The organism is Streptomyces sp. NPDC035033 (genome assembly GCF_040636735.1).
In the GTDB taxonomy this organism is placed as follows: domain Bacteria; phylum Actinomycetota; class Actinomycetes; order Streptomycetales; family Streptomycetaceae; genus Streptomyces.
The window spans coordinates 162,220-178,475 of the sequence record NZ_JBEZUZ010000001.1; the positions used below are offsets into that span (position 1 = coordinate 162,220).

General features: G+C 73.0%; 16 protein-coding genes and 1 tRNA gene. 7 read left to right on the plus strand and 10 right to left on the minus strand.

Annotation, left to right across the window (positions count from 1 at the left end):
• Positions 1-26 precede the first annotated feature (26 nt).
• The 3 genes from AB0E83_RS00760 to AB0E83_RS00770 all read right to left on the minus strand — a co-directional run bounded on the left by AB0E83_RS00760 (position 27) and on the right by AB0E83_RS00770 (position 2,985).
• Positions 27-1,523 (minus strand): Stp1/IreP family PP2C-type Ser/Thr phosphatase, encoded by a 1,497-nt coding sequence (locus AB0E83_RS00760; RefSeq protein WP_362103996.1) that lies wholly within the window; start codon positions 1,521-1,523, stop codon positions 27-29.
• Between the two features lie 96 nt (positions 1,524-1,619).
• Complete coding sequence (locus AB0E83_RS00765) at positions 1,620-2,144, minus strand: FHA domain-containing protein (RefSeq protein WP_362103998.1); 525 nt, start codon at positions 2,142-2,144, stop codon at positions 1,620-1,622.
• Positions 2,145-2,154: 10 nt separating this feature from the next.
• Positions 2,155-2,985, minus strand: a complete 831-nt coding sequence (locus AB0E83_RS00770; protein WP_362104000.1) for a DUF3662 and FHA domain-containing protein — start codon at positions 2,983-2,985, stop codon at positions 2,155-2,157.
• 633 nt (positions 2,986-3,618) lie between these two features.
• Between AB0E83_RS00770 and AB0E83_RS00775 the strand changes: the two genes are divergently transcribed.
• The 3 genes from AB0E83_RS00775 to AB0E83_RS00785 all read left to right on the plus strand — a co-directional run bounded on the left by AB0E83_RS00775 (position 3,619) and on the right by AB0E83_RS00785 (position 6,417).
• Positions 3,619-3,705 (plus strand) — tRNA-Leu (locus AB0E83_RS00775).
• Between the two features lie 218 nt (positions 3,706-3,923).
• The gene (locus AB0E83_RS00780; protein WP_362104268.1) at positions 3,924-5,693 is read left to right on the plus strand and encodes a histidine kinase; all 1,770 of its coding nucleotides are present in this window, start codon (positions 3,924-3,926) and stop codon (positions 5,691-5,693) included.
• 43 nt (positions 5,694-5,736) lie between these two features.
• On the plus strand, positions 5,737-6,417 hold the full coding sequence (locus tag AB0E83_RS00785) for a response regulator transcription factor (protein WP_362104001.1): 681 nt from the start codon (positions 5,737-5,739) through the stop codon (positions 6,415-6,417).
• A gap of 34 nt (positions 6,418-6,451) precedes the next feature.
• Here AB0E83_RS00785 and AB0E83_RS00790 read toward each other — a convergent pair whose 3' ends face one another.
• Entirely contained in the window at positions 6,452-6,916 is a 465-nt protein-coding gene (locus tag AB0E83_RS00790; protein ID WP_362104003.1) for a MarR family winged helix-turn-helix transcriptional regulator, read from the minus strand.
• Positions 6,917-7,014: 98 nt separating this feature from the next.
• Between AB0E83_RS00790 and AB0E83_RS00795 the strand changes: the two genes are divergently transcribed.
• The 4 genes from AB0E83_RS00795 to AB0E83_RS00810 all read left to right on the plus strand — a co-directional run bounded on the left by AB0E83_RS00795 (position 7,015) and on the right by AB0E83_RS00810 (position 11,319).
• Positions 7,015-8,070 carry a hypothetical protein gene (locus AB0E83_RS00795; protein ID WP_362104005.1) on the plus strand — a complete coding sequence of 352 codons (1,056 nt, stop codon included), beginning with the start codon at positions 7,015-7,017 and terminating at the stop codon, positions 8,068-8,070.
• Between the two features lie 162 nt (positions 8,071-8,232).
• Positions 8,233-9,678 (plus strand): DUF2252 domain-containing protein, encoded by a 1,446-nt coding sequence (locus AB0E83_RS00800; RefSeq protein ID WP_362104006.1) that lies wholly within the window; start codon positions 8,233-8,235, stop codon positions 9,676-9,678.
• Between the two features lie 418 nt (positions 9,679-10,096).
• The gene (locus AB0E83_RS00805; RefSeq protein WP_362104007.1) at positions 10,097-10,912 is read left to right on the plus strand and encodes a hypothetical protein; all 816 of its coding nucleotides are present in this window, start codon (positions 10,097-10,099) and stop codon (positions 10,910-10,912) included.
• Between the two features lie 65 nt (positions 10,913-10,977).
• Positions 10,978-11,319 (plus strand): rhodanese-like domain-containing protein, encoded by a 342-nt coding sequence (locus AB0E83_RS00810; protein ID WP_362104009.1) that lies wholly within the window; start codon positions 10,978-10,980, stop codon positions 11,317-11,319.
• Positions 11,320-11,339: 20 nt separating this feature from the next.
• On the opposite strand, the gene AB0E83_RS00815 is transcribed toward AB0E83_RS00810, so the two are convergent.
• The 6 genes from AB0E83_RS00815 to paaA form a co-directional block, all read right to left on the minus strand.
• Positions 11,340-12,473, minus strand: coding sequence for an acyl-CoA dehydrogenase family protein (locus AB0E83_RS00815; RefSeq protein ID WP_362104011.1), 1,134 nt, complete (start codon positions 12,471-12,473; stop codon positions 11,340-11,342).
• A 106-nt stretch (positions 12,474-12,579) separates the two neighbouring features.
• Positions 12,580-13,641: a 2Fe-2S iron-sulfur cluster-binding protein gene (locus AB0E83_RS00820; protein ID WP_362104013.1), complete on the minus strand. Its 1,062-nt coding sequence runs from the start codon at positions 13,639-13,641 to the stop codon at positions 12,580-12,582.
• Positions 13,642-14,163: a 1,2-phenylacetyl-CoA epoxidase subunit PaaD gene (gene paaD, locus AB0E83_RS00825; protein WP_362104015.1), complete on the minus strand. Its 522-nt coding sequence runs from the start codon at positions 14,161-14,163 to the stop codon at positions 13,642-13,644.
• Positions 14,157-14,927: a 1,2-phenylacetyl-CoA epoxidase subunit PaaC gene (gene paaC, locus AB0E83_RS00830; protein WP_362104016.1), complete on the minus strand. Its 771-nt coding sequence runs from the start codon at positions 14,925-14,927 to the stop codon at positions 14,157-14,159. Before paaC ends, paaD begins: the two co-directional genes overlap by 7 nt.
• On the minus strand, positions 14,924-15,211 hold the full coding sequence (gene paaB / locus AB0E83_RS00835) for a 1,2-phenylacetyl-CoA epoxidase subunit PaaB (protein WP_362104018.1): 288 nt from the start codon (positions 15,209-15,211) through the stop codon (positions 14,924-14,926). The genes paaC and paaB overlap by 4 nt, the downstream gene beginning before the upstream one ends.
• Complete coding sequence (paaA, locus tag AB0E83_RS00840) at positions 15,208-16,221, minus strand: 1,2-phenylacetyl-CoA epoxidase subunit PaaA (protein ID WP_362104020.1); 1,014 nt, start codon at positions 16,219-16,221, stop codon at positions 15,208-15,210. Before paaA ends, paaB begins: the two co-directional genes overlap by 4 nt.
• Positions 16,222-16,256 lie beyond the last annotated feature (35 nt).

A 16,256-nucleotide genomic window follows, 5' to 3' on the forward strand; every position in this document is an offset into this window, starting at 1 on the left:
GGTGGTGAAAGGCCCCCTACGGGTGCTTACTGCTTGCCGCAGTTCGAGGCCAGCTTCTGCTCCTCCGCGGTGAGGGTGGGACCCGGGGTCGGAGCGGCTGTGGTGGGCTTGGAATCGGGCTTGGGCTCGGCACCGTCGGCCGGCTTCTCGGCCGCTTCGGCGGCGGCCTTCTCCTTGTCGGCCTTCTCCTTGGCCACGCGGCGCTCCTCGGTCTTCTTGCAGGCCGAGGCCTGGACCGCCAGCTCGGAGATCTTCGTCTGGGCCTTGGCGAGGCTGCCGCCCGCGATGGTGTCCTCGACCTGCTTCCGCTGGTAGGCGGGGAGGTACTTGAGTTCGATCTCGGGGTGGTCCTTCTCGACCTCCGAGAGCTTCACCCACGCGAGGTCCTGGCTGATGCCCCGGTACAGCGCCACGTGCTCGTCCTTGGAGCCCACGTAGTACTGGGTCTGGGTCCAGCGCCAGCCGCCGTACGCGCCGCCGGCGAGGACGCCGAGCGCGAGGACGAGGATCAGGGTGCGCCCGATCCACCGCCGCTTCTTCCGCGGCTTCACGAAGTCGTCGTCGGTGTACGCGTCGAAGGCGCCGTGCGGCGGCACGGCGCCGTAGCCGTGGTCGTCGCCGCTGCCGGGCGGGCCGAAGCCGCCCGCGGGCGGCTGGTGGTGCGAGGGGCGGCCGAGCCCGGAGGCGCGGCCGGCCGGGGTCTGCATGGCGCCGCCGTCGTTCAGCTGCGCCTGGTTCTCGGCGACCGCGCCGACGACGACCGGGGTGTCGCTGAGGTGGCCGGCGAGGGTGTCGCCGCCGTCGACGTCGAGGACGTCGGCGACGATCACCGTGATGTTGTCGGGGCCGCCGCCGCGCAGCGCGAGCTGGATCAGCTCCTGCACGGTCTCCTGCGGGCCCTGGTAGCTGGCGAGGGTGTCCTCGAGGGTCTGGTGCGAGACCACGCCGGACAGGCCGTCGGAGCAGATCAGGTACCGGTCGCCGGCGCGGACCTCCCGGATGGAGAGGTCGGGCTCGACGTGGTCGCCGCTGCCGAGCGCGCGCATGAGGAGCGAGCGCTGCGGGTGGGTGGTGGCCTCCTCCTCGGTGATCCGGCCCTCGTCGACGAGCCGCTGGACCCAGGTGTGGTCCTGGGTGATCTGGGTGAGGATGCCGTCGCGCAGCAGGTACGCGCGCGAGTCGCCGACGTGCACGAGGCCGAGCCGCTGCCCGGTCCACAGCAGGGCGGTGAGCGTGGTGCCCATGCCCTCCAGCTGCGGGTCCTCCTCGACCATCATCCGGAGCTGGTCGTTGGCGCGCTGCACCGCCGTACCGAGCGAGGTGAGGATGTCGGAGCCGGGGATGTCGTCGTCGAGCGTGACGAGCGTGGAGATCACCTCGGAGGAGGCGACCTCGCCGGCGGCCTGGCCGCCCATGCCGTCGGCGATCGCGAGCAGCCGGGGACCGGCGTAGCCCGAGTCCTCGTTGCCCTCGCGGATCATGCCCTTGTGCGAGCCCGCGGCGAATCGCAGGGAGAGACTCATGCCCACCTGCCCTGTCGCCGCTGCATCGGGGTACAGCCGGTCTCGACCCACACTGCCCGCCCTCCGGTCGCTCCGGTCAGCTCGCTCATTGTCGTACTACTTCCGCAGCTCGATGACGGTCTTGCCGATGCGGATCGGCGCCCCCAGCGGAATCGGCGTTGCGGTGGTGAGGCGGGTCCGGTCCAGGTAGGTGCCGTTCGTGGACCCGAGGTCCTCGACGATCCACTGGCCGTCCCGGTCGGGGTAGATCCGGGCGTGCCGGCTCGACGCGTAGTCGTCGTCGAGCACGATCGTCGAGTCGTGCGCCCGGCCCAGCGTGATCGTCTGGCCCTGGAGCGCCACGGTGGTACCGGTGAGGGTGCCCTCGGAGACGACCAGCTTGGTGGGGGCGCCGCGGCGCGACCGGCCGCCGCCCGAAGGCTGCTGCTGGCCGCGCTGCTGCGGCGGCGCGGCCTGCTGGCGACCGCCCTGCTGGGGGCGCGCCTCCTGGCGGCGGGAACCGCGCTGGGTCACCCGCGTACCGAACAGGTCGCTACGGATGACCTGGACGGCCACGATGACGAACAGCCACAGAACGGCCAGGAAACCCAGCCGCATGACCGTCAGGGTCAGCTCTGACATTGCCCCCGCTTCACCCTTCGGCTTGCCGGTAAACGATGGTGGTGCTGCCCACGACGATCCGCGAGCCGTCGCGGAGCGTAGCGCGGGTGGTGTGCTGCCCGTCCACCACGATGCCGTTGGTGGATCCGAGATCCTGGATCGTCGAGGGCGTTCCGGTCCGGATCTCGCAGTGCCGGCGGGAGACGCCGGGATCGTCGATCCTCACGTCCGCGTCGGTGCTGCGGCCGAGGACCAGGGTCGGGCGGGAGATCTGGTGGCGCGTGCCGTTGATCTCGATCCAGCGGCGCACCTGGGCGCCGCCGGGAACGGGCGGGCGACCGCCGGCGGGCGGCCGGGGGCCGGCACCGGGCGGCGGGGAGGACGGCATCGGCGGAGCGCCGGCCGGGGCCCCCTGCGGGTACCCGTAACCGCCGCCGTGGCCCTGCTGCTGGTGCTGCCCGCCGTGCGGCGGCTGCGGCTGGGACGTGCTCGACGCGAGCGTACGGCTGCGCACCCGGTACAGGCCGGTGTCGAGGTCGTCGGCCTTCTCCAGGTGGACCTTGATCGGCCCCATGAAGGTGTACCGCTGCTGCTTGGCGTAGTCCCGGACCAGACCGGCGAGCTCGTCGCCCAGCTGGCCGGAGTAGGGGCTCAGGCGCTCGTAGTCGGGCGCGCTCAGCTCCACGATGAAGTCGTTGGGGACGACGGTCCGCTCGCGGTTCCAGATCTGCGCGTTGTTGTCGCACTCGCGCTGGAGCGCGCCGGCGATCTCGACCGGCTGGACCTCGGACTTGAACACCTTGGCGAAGGTGCCGTTGACCAGACCTTCGAGACGCTGCTCGAAACGCTTCAGGACTCCCATGGGGCACCTCCTCCGTCGTTGCCGTCCTGGTACTGCTTACTGATCGTATCCACGCGTCGGGAAATCGGCTGGTTCCCCTTCTCTGCCCTGTGGACGAGTGTCACCTCTCACAGGCCCTCCCCCCAGGGATCGTAGAGGGGGCCTGTGGACAGTGTCCCGCACGCGGCTGTCCGACAGGAGGGGCGGAGTGCGGGAGCGAGGGCGCCGAGCGGGGCGGCCGGCGCCGCAACCTCCCGCTTCTCCCCCGTCTCTCCGATCTCTCCCTTCTCTCCTCTGTGTCCCTTCTCTCCTTCTTCTCCTTACTTCTCCCTCGGGGAGGGGGAGGGGAGGCGAGGGAGGAGGGGTGGGTGGGGAGGGTTGGGGTCTCCGGTGGGGCGGGCTCTTCGGTGGGGGACTCTTCCGAGGGGTGCCCGCTTCTCCTTGTCGGTGTCGGTGCTCGGTGCTCGGTGTCGCCATGGCCGTCCTCCTCTCGGTCCCCGTCTCCCTCCCCCTTCCGCCGGGTCTCTCCCCTCTCCCTGTTCTGCTCGTGGGGGCCCGAAACAACGGATGTGAATCCACCGTCCGCGACGTGCTAATCTTCAGATGTCGCCAGGCGCTCCCACCGAAAGGTGAGAGACCGGGAGACCACCCAATGCGCGGGTGGCGGAATAGGCAGACGCGCTGGATTCAGGTTCCAGTGCCCGCAAGGGCGTGGGGGTTCAACTCCCCCCTCGCGCACCAGACGGAAGCCCCGTAGGTCCCAGACCTACGGGGCTTCCGCGTTGTCCGGCGTATGTGACGCTTCCCACTCCCACTCCTGCTCTCGCTTCTGCCCTCGGTCTGAGGCTCGCTCCGCTCCTTTCGTCGTGCAGGGCCGCGACGAAAGGCGGACGACCGGGGGAGACGGCGCTGCCTAGGGTGCGAGGGTGGAAGCGACGAGCGCGACGAGCGCGGAAACCATGACGGGGGCGGAGGCCGGGCGCGGGATCGGAGCCAGGACGGCCGCCGCGTGGAGATGGCTCGCGCCCGCCGGAGAATGGTCACGGCGCAGGACCGTCGGCGAGGCGGCCCTCGCCGTCGTCGTCGCCCTGCTCGCCGCCGGCACCGAGGAACTGCTCGGCGGAGAGGGAGCGCAGCTCGTCGCGGTCGCCGTCGCCTCGGCCGTGCTGTCGCTGCTGCGCCGGAGGCTTCCTGCCACGGTGCTCGTCGTCACCGCCGCGCTCTCCCCCCTCGTGCCCGGCCTCGGCCCTCTGATGCTCGTCCTCGGCTGGTCCGCCGGCGGCTACATCGTCGGCGTCGGCCGGGCCCTGCACGCCTTCATCGCCGCCTACGTCCTCAACGTCGGCGCCACCCTGATCGAGACCTGGGACCAGCAGCGGCTGCTCACCCTCGCCTTCATGGCGACCCTCTACTACCTGGGCACCACCCTCGCCCCCGGACTCGCCCACCGCTACTGGACCCAGCGCCGCACCCTCCTCCACGCCCTCCAGGAGCGCAACCTGCGGCTGGTGCGCGAGCGGGCCATGATCGGCCGCAACGCCCGGCTGCGGGAGCGGCAGCGCATCGCCCAGGACATGCACGACAGCCTCGGCCACCAACTCGCCCTGATCGCCGTGCACACCGGCGCCCTGGAGGTCGACCGCGAGCTGAACGACCGGCAGCGCGAGGTCGTCGGTGTGCTCCGGAACGCGTCCGTGACGGCCATGCACGAACTCCGGGAGGTCGTCGGCATACTCCGGGACGGCACCGAGGCCCCCGACCCCGACACCGGCCCGGTGGCCGCCGGCGACGAGAGCGGGCGGGCGTCCCGGGGGATCCGCGGCATCGAAGGACTCGTCACCTCCGCGCACGCCGCCGGAAACCGCGTCGAACTGCGGCAGATCGGAGACGAGCGGCCACTCGAACCGGCCGCCGGGCACGCCGCGTACCGCATGGTCCAGGAAGCGCTCACCAACGCCTACAAGTACGCGCCCGGCGCCCCCATCAGCGTCGAACTGCGCTACGAGCCCGACACCTTCGTCGTCGAGATCTTCAACGAGGAGCCGACCACAGGGCCCGCGAAGGACGTCGTCAGCGGCGGCCAAGGACTGGCCGGCCTCGCCGAACGGGCCCGGCTCGTCGGCGGCATGTGCCACGCGGGACCGGCCGACGGCGGAGGCTTCCGGGTCGCCGGAATGCTGCCGTACGGTTCCGCGCCGACCGGCGAAGCGGCGCCTTTGGTCGACGCGGCCGACGACTTCCGGCAGCAGTCCACCGGGCCCTTCGGCGGCGAGGGTCGTTCCGTACCGGTCGGAGAGCCCGACTGGACCTTCACGGAACGGGAGCTGGCGATGGCACTGCGCGGGGGCAAGACCCGGAGCACCGGGGGATCGATCGCGATCGGCTGCGGCATCGCGTTCGCGGCACTCGTCGTCCTCCTCGTCGCGGCCGGCTTCGGACTCTCCTACTTCGTCGGATCCGTTCAGGACACGATGGTCGAACCCGCCAAGTACGCGTCGATCGAGGTCGGCATGGACGAGGAGGAGGTCCGGTCCATGCTGCCCGACGGCGATTCCTTCGCGAACATAGCCACGACGGGCGAGGGCGCGCCCCCCGAGCCGCGGGGCGCCGACTGCCTCGCCCTGCTCTCCACGGAGATGGGCGACGACTTCAACGTCGATCCCGTTTTCCGGTTCTGCTTCAAGGACGGCAAGCTGATCGAGAAGAAGGCGTACGAGGTGCGGCAGTAGCGTCACGACCGACCCGTACCGGAAACGTGGGGGGACGAGAGCAGTGCTGTCAGGGCAGGCGGGACGGTCCGGGCGGGCCGTGAAGGTCGTCGTCGCCGACGACGAACCGCTGATCAGGATGGGGATCCGGATGATCCTCGACTCCGATCCGGACATCCACGTGGTCGCGGAGGCCGCGAACGGCCGGGAGGCCGTCGACGCGGCCCGCGCCCACGCGCCCGACGTCGTGCTGCTCGACATCCAGATGCCGCTCCTCGACGGGCTCTCCGCCCTCCCGGAGCTGCGCCGGGCCGCACCGGCGGCCCGGGTGATCGTCCTCACCACGTTCGGCGAGCGGGAGAACGTCCTCCGGGCGCTGGAGCACGGCAGCGCCGGCTTCCTGCTGAAGGACACCGCGCCCGCCGAACTCATCGGAGCGGTCCGGGCCACCGCCGCGGGCGACGCCTACCTCTCGCCGGCGGCGACCCGGCACGTCGTCGAACGGCTCGCCTCCGGCCGCGAGGCCGCCCGCGCCGAAGAGGCCCGCAGGCGGATCGCGGCGCTCAGCGAGAAGGAGCGCGAGGTCCTCGCCCTCCTCGGCGAAGGGCTCTCCAACGCCGACGCGGGCCGTCGGCTGCACATGAGCGAGGCCACCGTGAAGACGTACGTGAGCAGGATCCTCGCCAAGCTGAACTGCGAGAACCGCGTCCAGGCGGCCCTCCTCGCCCGCGACGCGGGGCTGTAGGCGCGCGGACTGCGGGGCGGCGGAGGGCGGTGGCTCAGCTGGGGTCGGGGAGGGGGGAGGGGCCTGCGGAGTTGTAGCGGAGGAGGTAGCCGGCGAAGCGGGCCAGATCCTCGTCCGACCAGTCCTGGAGGCGTTCCCGGTAGGCGGCGAGGCGGTTGGCCTGGGCGGTGGCGAGCACCGCGAGACCGGCCTCGGTCGGGTGCAGCACCTGCACCCGGTGGTCCTCGGGGGCGGGCCGGCGCTCCACCAGGCCCAGCTTCTCCAGGCCCGCCAGCTGACGGCTGACCGTGGACTTGTCCAGCAGGTAGTGCGCCGCGAGATCCGTGGCACGGCAGCCGCGCCGGTCCTCGATGTGGGACAGGAGCGTGTACGAGACCAGCGGGATCTCCGGGTGGACGCGGGCCGCGGCGGCGCGGGCCCGGCGCGCGAAGGCCGTCAGCTCGCGCTGGATGACGTCCACGGACGCCTCGCGCGGCGCCTCGGTACCGGCGTCGGACATGTGGGCTCCCTTGCCGAGCTCGCCCCCCACGGGATTTCGGTTGTATAGTACAACGGTTATTTAGTTGTAAATGCCAACCACTGTCTTCGGAGGTCACGGTGTCCACAGGACCGAACCCCACCGCCGGCGCCCTGCGACACGTCCTCGGGCACCTCCTCACCCCCCTCCTCATGTGCCTCGGCATGGGCCTCGCCTACCTCGGCGCCTTCCACGCCCCCCAGCCCCACGACCTCCGCGTCGACGTCGTCGGCTCCGGGCCCACCACCCAGGTCCTCGCCCAGACCCTCCAGGACCAGGCCGACGGCGCCCTCGACGTCCGTACCGTCCCCGACCGCGCCACCGCCGCCACCGCCCTCCGCCAGCAGGACAGCTACGGCGCCTACATCCCCGGCGACCACCCCGAACTCCTCGTCGCCTCCGCCTCCTCCGACACCAGCGCCATGGCCGTCGAGAAGGTCTTCACCAAGGTCGCGGCCGGTCAGGACGCCCCCCTCAAGGTCACCGACCTCGCCCCCACCGCCTCCGGCGACCCCACCGGCCAGGGCGTCTTCTTCCTCCTCGTCGCCGTCAGCATCGGCGCCTACGCCTCGGTCGCCGTCATCGGCGCCGCGGGAGCCGCCCTCCCCATGCGGATCCGCGCCCTCGTCGCCGCCGGCACCTCCCTCGCCGTCAGCCTCATCGGCACCCTCTTCGCCGGGCCCGTCTTCCACCTGGTCGACCACGGTCTCGCCGGCGTCTGGGCGCTCTCCTGGCTCTACGCCGCCGGCATCCTCCTCATCGGCATCGGCCTCCACACCTACCTCCGCCGCTGGACCACGCTCGGCGTGATGGTCCTCTTCGTCATGCTCAACTTCACGAGCTCCGGCGGCATCTACCGGCCCGAGCTCCAGCCCGGCTTCTTCGGCTCCCTGCACGCCTTCTGGAACGGCGCCGGCCTCGTCGAGGGCATCCGCGGCCACGTCTACTTCGACGGACACGCCCTCGGCGGCAACGTCCTCGTCCTCGCCCTCTGGTTCCTCGCCGGAGTCGTCCTCGTCGCCCTCGCCGGCCGCACCGAGGCCCGGCGGAACACCGCCGCCTCGGAGAAGGCCGCCCTGGAGAAGGCCGCCGCGGAGGAGGCGGAGGAGGAGATGGAGGAGGCCGTGGCCGTCTGACCAGGGGGCCGAGGGTTGTCCACAGGTCGTTGTCCACAGGGGGAGACGGCTGATCAGGACCGGCTGTACCGTCAGGCCCGGAAGTCGTCGAAAGGCGGCGAACCAGTCATCGGATCAGTCGGCGCATCAGGCGCCGAGCCAGTCATCGGGGGAGGTCGTCCCATGGACGAGATCCAGGCCGTTGTGCCGGGACAGCGTGGAGGAACGGACGGGGAGCGCATCCCGCACGTGGCCGGATTCGCCCGGCGCGGCACGGCGGAGCACTCCCCCAGGGCCCGCGGCAAGCAGCTGCGGGCCGCCGTCCCCCGCTCCTCCCACGCGGACCTCGCCCTCCCCGCCGGGCGGCCCGACGCCGTCCGCGCCGTCGAGGAGTCCAGCCGCGGGCGCGTCCCCGAGCTCACCCCCATCCGCGTCGGCCGCATGGCCGCCAACCCCTTCGCCTTCCTGCGCGGCTCCGCCGGCCTCATGGCCCACGACCTCGTCGGCACCCCCGTCACCGGCATCGCCGCCCAGCTCTGCGGCGACGCCCACGCCGCCAACTTCGGCCTCTACGGCGATGCCCGCGGCCGGCTCGTGATGGACCTCAACGACTTCGACGAGACCGCCGTCGGACCCTGGGAATGGGACCTCAAGCGGCTCGCCACCTCCCTCGTCCTCGCCGGCCGCGTCGTCGGCGCCGACGAGGACACCTGCCGGGCCGCCGCCTTCGACACCGTCGGCGCCTACCGGCGCACCATGCGCCTCCTCGCCCGCCTCCCCGCCCTCGACGCGTGGAACGCGATACCCGACGAGGAGCTCGTCTCCCACACCGACGCCCGCGACCTCCTCGGCACCCTGGAGCGCGTCTCCGCCAAGGCCCGCAACAACACCAGCGCCCGGTTCGCCGCCCGCTCCACCGAGGCCGTCGCCGACGCCGAAGGCGGCGGACGCCGCTTCGTCGACGCGCCCCCGGTCCTGCGCCGGGTCCCGGACGCCGAGGCCGCCGCCGTCACCGCCGCCCTCGGCGACTACCTGGAGACCGTCTCCGAGGACCGCCGCCCGCTCCTCGCCCGGTACGCCGTCCACGACGTCGCCTTCCGGGTCGTCGGCACCGGCAGCGTCGGCACCCGCTCCTATGTCGTCCTGCTCCTCGACCACCGCGGCGAACCGCTCGTCCTCCAGGTGAAGGAAGCCCGGCCGTCCGTACTCCTGCCGCACCTGCCCGCTGCCGGGTTCGCCGTCCCCGACCCCGGCCACGAGGGCCGCCGGGTCGTCCTCGGCCAGAAGCGCATGCAGGTCGTCAGCGACATCCTGCTCGGCTGGACCACCGTCGACGGGCGCCCCTTCCAGGTGCGCCAGTTCCGCAACCGCAAGGGCAGCGTCGACCCCGCCGCGCTCACCGCCGACCAGGTCGACGACTACGGCCGCATGACCGGCGCCCTCCTCGCCCGCGCCCACGCCCACAGCGCCGACCCGCGCCTCATAGCCGGCTACTGCGGCAAGAGCGAGGAGTTCGACGAGGCCGTCGCCGCCTTCGCGGTCGCCTACGCCGACCGCACCACCGCGGACCACGCCGACCTGCTCACGGCGATCCGCACCGGCCGCATGGCGGCGGAGCTGGGCGTCTGACGGCGGAGCCGGGCGCCTGCCTGGCGTCGGGACCGGGCGTCTGGTGTCGGGACCGGGCCTCTGGCGGTCGGGTGCTCGGCGGCGCACCGGAAATCGGGGGGAAGGGGAGGGGAGGGAGGGGGGGGGAGGGGCCCCCGGTGAGGACCTAGGCTTGATGGGTCGGGCCGGAACGAGGACGTGAGCGGGCGTGAACGTGAGCGAGGACCAGAGCCAGAGCCAGGGCCGGGATCAGGACCAGGCCCAGGGCCAGGGCCAGGCCCAGGACCAGGGTCAGGCCCGGGGCGAAGGCGATGGCCAGGGCCGGGAGCCCGGTGCGGGCGGTCGGGAGGCCGGTTCGGACGGGCAGGCGTCTGGGGCGGGCGGTCGGGAGGCCGGCTCGGACGGGCGGGAAACCGGTCTGGACGGGCAGGAAGCCCACTTGGACGGGCAGGCTTCGGCTGAGGAGTCCGGGGCTGAGGGCGAGCGGCCGGAGGCTCGGTTGGAGCGGGCTGTTCGGGTGGCCGAGCAGGCGCTGATCGAGTTCGAGATCGCCGTGGAGACCTTCCGGGTCGAGGTGGAGAACTTCTCGCGGCTGCACCACGAGAAGCTGGGGCCGATGTACGCGCGGCTCGACGAGCTGGACGCGTCGATCGCGGAGGCGCGGGCCGCGCGGACCGGGGACCCGGAGGACGTACGGCGGGCGCGGGAGGCGCGGGCCGCGGTGATGCCGCTGCCGGGGGTGGAGGTCCTCTTCGACGACTGGATCGACTCCGACGGCCTCTCCCCCGAGGCGTCCGCGATGCTGACCGAGCGGTCCGTGCGGCCGCCGCGGCGGGTGCGGCCCAGCGAGGAGGTTCGTCGGCTCTACCGCGAGCTGGCCCGCAAGGCCCATCCCGACCTGGCGCGGGAGGAGGACGAGCGGAAGCGGCGGGAGGAGTTCATCACCCGCGTGAACGCCGCCTACGCGCGGGGCGACGAGGGGCTGCTGCGGGAGCTCGCCGACGAGTGGGAGGCGGGTCCGGCGCCGGCCGAGGAGCGGCTGAGCGAGAGCGAGGAGCTGTACGCGCGGCTGGAGTGGCTGGCCCAGCGCAAGGACCTGCTGTCGGTGCTGGCGCGGGAGCTGGAGGAGAGCGCGATCGGTTCGATGCTGCGGCTGGCGCCGGAGGACCCGGACCGCCTCCTCGAGGAGATCGCCGAGCAGCTGCGCGGCCAGGTCTCCGAGCGTGAGGCCGAGCTGGCCGCGCTGGTGCAGTAGGTTTTCCGGGCGGGGCGGTCCCGTCGTACCCCCGTGCCCGCCGTACACGAGAGAAGGTCAGTGTCATGAGTTTCGCCCCGCTTCCGTCGGTGCCCGCCGCGTCCGTGCCCGCCGATGCCCTGGTGCTGGACGTGCGGGAGGACGACGAGTGGGCGGCCGGGCGGGTCGAGGGCGCGCTGCACGTGCCGATGAGCGACTTCGTGGCCCGGTTCGCCGAGGTCGGCGAGGTGCTGGCCGAGCGCGGCCGCGCCTATGTGATGTGCCGGGTGGGCGGCCGGTCGGCGCAGGTCACGCAGTACCTGGTGCAGCAGGGGTACGACGCGGTGAACGTGGACGGCGGGATGGTGGCCTGGGAGGGCGCCGGGCGTCCGGTGGTGGCGGACAACGGGCCCGGGTTCGTCGCCTGAGCCGAGGCGTGCCGTAGGGGTCAGTCCAGGGGGTGGGCGGCGATGAGGTCGCCGAGGGCCTCCTCGTGGGCGGCTGCCGGGCCGAGGGAGAGTTCGAGGTACTTGGCCCAGGCGTGGTAGCGGTGCAGGGGGTAGTCGGTGTCGGCGCCGAAGCCGCCGTGCAGGTGCTGGGCGGTCTGGACGACCCGGCGTACGCCCTCCGCGGCCCAGATCTTGGCGACGGCGAGGTCCGCCTCGGCGGGCAGCGGCGCGTCGACGGCGGTGGTGACGCGCCAGGCGGCCTGCCAGAGGGTGGCCTCCATGGCGCGGAGGTCGATGTAGCGGTCGGCGGTCTGGACGGCGACGGCCTGGAAGGTGGCCACGGGGTGGCCGAACTGTTCGCGCTTGCCGGTGTACTGGCTGGTCATGGTGAGGACCTGCTCGCCGAGGCCCAGGGCGAGCGCGCAGGTCCCGGTGGTGAGCAGGGCGCGGAGCGCCGGCCAGGCGTCGGCGGAGTCGAGGACGCGGTCGGCGTCGAGGCGTACGGCGTCGAGGCGGAGCCGGGCGAGGCGCTCGCCGTGGGTGCCGTACTGGGCGTCGAGGGCGAGCCCCGGGTGGTCGCGGGGGAGCAGGGCGAGGACCGCGCGGCCGTCGGCGGTGCGGGCGGGGACGGCGGTCAGGTCGGCGTGGTGGGCCCACGGGACGTGGTCGGTGGTGCCGTCGAGGATCCAGCGGGTGCCGTCGTGGCGGGCGGTGACGGCCCGCTCGGCGGGTTCGTGGCCGGTGGTGCCGTGGGCGGCGGCGGTGAGGACGAGCCGGCCGGCGGTGACCTCGGGCAGGAGGGCGGCGGCGGTGCCGGCCGGGGCGTGGTGCTGGAGGACGTGGGCGACGGCGGCGGTCTCCAGGAGGGGGACGCGGGCCAGGACGCGGGCCGACTCGCGCAGGACCAGGCAGAGGGCGACGGGGTCGAGGCCGGTGCCGCCGTGCTCCGGGGCGACGAGGAGCCCGAGGAGGTCGGTGGCGGCGAGGCGTCGCCACAGGGGGCGGTCGAGATCGTCGGCGACGGCGGTCGGGGTGAGGGCGGGGCTGGGCACGGCGTCGGGCGCGACGTCGGCGAAGACGGTACGGGCCGTCTCCGCGGCCGCCTGCTGCTCCTCGGTGAACGTGAAGTCCATGGCCCTGTCCTTCCGTCGCTGTCCCGTGCTCTTCCGGCGGCCCGTCAGGAGACCGTCTTCTGACGGGCCGTCAAGATAGAACAGGTTCTAGCGGAAGGGAATGGGCTCAGCGGTCGAAGTCCAGCTCCACGTCGGGGGTGGCGGGATGGGACTGGCAGGCCAGGACGTAGCCGGCGTCGGTCTCCTCCGGTTCGAGGGCGAAGTTGCGGTCCATGCGGACCTCGCCGCCGACGAGGAAGGCGCGGCAGGTGCCGCAGACGCCGCCCTTGCAGGCGTACGGGGCGTCGGCGCGGGCGCGCAGGACGGTGTCGAGGAGGGTTTCGCCGCGCTCGACGGGCCAGGTGCCGGAGCGGCCGTGGAGGGTGGCCGTGAGGATGGCGTGGGCGGGGGTGTCGGCGGTGGGGACGGGCGCGGGGCCCGAGCCGTCGTCGACGTGGAAGATCTCCTGGTGGATCCGGGCGCGGTCGACGCCGAGGTCGCGCAGGGCCCGCTCGGCGCCCTGGACGAGGCCGTAGGGGCCGCAGAGGAACCAGCCGTCGATGGTGCCGACCGGGAGGAGGGCGGGCAGGAGGCCGGCGAGCCGGTCCTGGTCGAGGCGGCCGGAGGGGAGGCCGGCCTGCTGTTCCTCGCGGGAGAGAACGGTGACGAGCTGGAAGCGGTCCGGATGACGGTCCTTCAGCTCGGCGACCTCGTCGAGGAACATCGTGGAGGCGGCGGTGCGGTCGCTGCGGATCAGGCAGAACCGGGCCCCGGGTTCGCGGTCGAGGAGGGTGGCGGCCATGGAGAGCACCGGGGTGATGCCGCTGCCGCCGGCGACGGCGGCGAAGTGCCCGGGGCGCGGGTCGAGGACGAACCGGCCGGTGGGGGCCATGACGTCGACGGTGTGTCCGGGGGCGAGTTCCTTGAGGGCCCAGGTGGAGAAGGCGCCGCCGTCGACGAGGCGGATGCCGACGCGGAGTTCGGGCCGCTCGCCGGCCGGGGCGGCGGGGGAGCAGATCGAGTAGGTGCGGCGGATCTCCTGGCCGGTCTCGTCGGTGCGGCGCAGCGCGAGGTGCTGGCCGGGACGGTGGCGGAAGGTCTCGTGGAGCTCTTCGGGGACCGCGAAGGTGACGGCCACGGAGTCGTCGGTGAGCCGTTCGACCCGGCTCACCGGGAGCGGGTGGAACATCTACAGCTCCTTGAAGTGGTCGAAGGGCTCGCGGCAGGCGGTGCAGCGGCGCAGGGCCTTGCAGGCGGTGGAGGAGAAGCGGCTGAGGAGCTCGGTCTCGGTGGAGCCGCAGTGGGGGCAGCGGATGGCGAGGGTGAGGGGGACGGGGCCGCCGGCCGGGCCCTGCGGGCGGGGCGGGGCGATGCCGAACTCGGTGAGTTTGCGGCGGCCTTCCTCGCTGATGTCGTCGGTGGACCAGGCGGGGGCGAGGACGGTGACGACGGTGACCTCGGGGATGCCGTGCTCGTGGAGGGCGTGCTCGATGTCGGTGGACATCGTCTCGACGGCGGGGCAGCCGGTGTAGGTGGGGGTGAGGGCGACCTCGACGCGGCCGGGGCCGGTGACGTGGACGCCGCGGAGCACGCCGAGTTCGGCGAGGGTGAGGACGGGCAGCTCGGGGTCGGGGACGGCGCCGGCGATCCTGGCCAGTTCCTCTTCGAGCGGGGTGGGGGTTCCCGTGGCGGCGGGGGCGGTGGTCACCATGTCGCCCCCGGGTGGCTGCGGTGCAGGTGCTGCATCTCGGCGAGCATCCGGCCGAAGGACTCGGTGTGGAGGCCCTGGCGGCCGGCTCCGGCGCTCCAGGCGCCGGTGCGGGGCCCGGTGGGGACGGTGAGGCCGGCGCGGGTGAGGACGGCGGTGACGGAGTCGAGCCAGGGCGCTTCGAGGGCGGCGGTGTCCACGCCGAGGCCGTCGAGGGGCTGGAAGGGCTCGCCGGTGTACCGCCAGAGGGCGTCGCAGGCGGTCTGCATGCGGCGCCGGCTCTCGTCGGTGCCGTCGCCGAGGCGGAGGGTCCAGTGCTCGGCGTGGTCCTGGTGGTAGGCGACTTCCTTGACGGCCTTGGCGGCGAGTCCGGCGAGGGGGCCGTCGGTCGCGGCCAGGGCCGCGTAGAGCAGCCGCTGGTAGGTGGAGAAGTACAGCTGGCGGGCGATGGTGTGGGCGAAGTCGCCGTTGGGCTGCTCGACCAGCTGGAGGTTGCGGAAGGCGCGCTCCTCGCGGAGGAAGGCGAGTTCGTCCTCGTCGCCGGCGAGGGAGAGGAGGACGCGGGCCTGGCCGAGGAGGTCGAGCGCGATGTTGGCGAGGGCGACCTCCTCCTCCAGGACGGGGGCGCTGCCCGCCCACTCCCCCAGGCGCTGGGCGAGGACGAGGGCGTCGTCGCCGAGGGCGAGGGCCGCGGCGGTGACGGCGGGGTCGGCGGCCGGGGCCGTGGCGACGCCCGCGGTGGTGCCGGTGGTGTCCGTGGCGGTCACAGGTGCTTCACCCCCTCCGGGATCTCGTAGAAGGTCGGGTGCCGGTAGGGCTTGTCGGCGGCCGGCTCGAAGAAGGGGTCCTTCTCGTCCGGGGAGGAGGCGGTGACGGCGGTGGAGGGGACGACCCAGATCGAGACGCCCTCCATCCGGCGGGTGTAGAGGTCCCGGGCGTTGCGCAGGGCCATTTCCGCGTCGGGGGCGTGGAGGCTGCCGGCGTGGGTGTGGGAGAGCCCTCGGCGGGAGCGCACGAACACCTCCCACAGGGGCCATGTGTCGCTGCTCATGCCTGTGCCTCCCCGTGCTGTCCGGTGTGCTTGCGCGCGTAGGCCGCGGCGGCCTCTCTGACCCAGGCGCCGTCCTCGTGTGCCTGGCGGCGCTTGGTGATCCGCTGGTCGTTGCAGGGGCCGTTGCCCTTGAGGACGTCCCAGAACTCGGCCCAGTCGATGGGGCCGAAGTCGTAGTGCCCGCGCTCCTCGTTCCACTTCAGGTCGGGGTCGGGGAGGGTGAGGCCGAGGGCCTCGGCCTGCGGGACGGCGATGTCGACGAAGCGCTGGCGCAGTTCGTCGTTGGAGTGGCGCTTGATCTTCCAGGCCATCGACTGGGCGGAGTGCGCCGACTCGTCGTCGGGCGGGCCGAACATCATCAGGGACGGCCACCACCAGCGGTCCACCGCGTCCTGGGCCATGGCGTGCTGGGCCTCGGTGCCGCGGGAGAGGGCGAGCAGGGCTTCGTACCCCTGGCGCTGGTGGAAGGACTCCTCCTTGCAGACGCGGACCATCGCCCGGGCGTACGGGCCGTAGGAGCAGCGGCAGAGGGGGACCTGGTTGGTGATGGCGGCGCCGTCCACGAGCCAGCCGATGGCGCCGACGTCGGCCCAGGTGAGCGTGGGGTAGTTGAAGATCGAGGAGTACTTCTGGCGGCCGGAGTGGAGCTTGTCGAGGAGCTCGTCGCGGCTGACGCCGAGGGTCTCGGCGGCGCTGTAGAGGTACAGGCCGTGGCCGGCCTCGTCCTGGACCTTGGCCATGAGGATGGCCTTGCGGCGCAGGGAGGGCGCGCGGGTGATCCAGTTGGCCTCGGGCTGCATGCCGATGATCTCGGAGTGGGCGTGCTGCGCGATCTGGCGGATGAGGGTGGCGCGGTACGCCTCCGGCATCCAGTCGCGCGGTTCGATGCGCTCGTCGGCGGCGACGGCGGCGTCGAACACCGCCTCGTGGGCGGCCTGCGCCGCCGCGTCGGCGACGTCTCCGCCGGGCGCCTCCACGGTCCCTGCCGCCCCTGCCGTCCCTGTCGTCATCGCACTCCCTACCGACCGATCGTTCGGTTGAATGA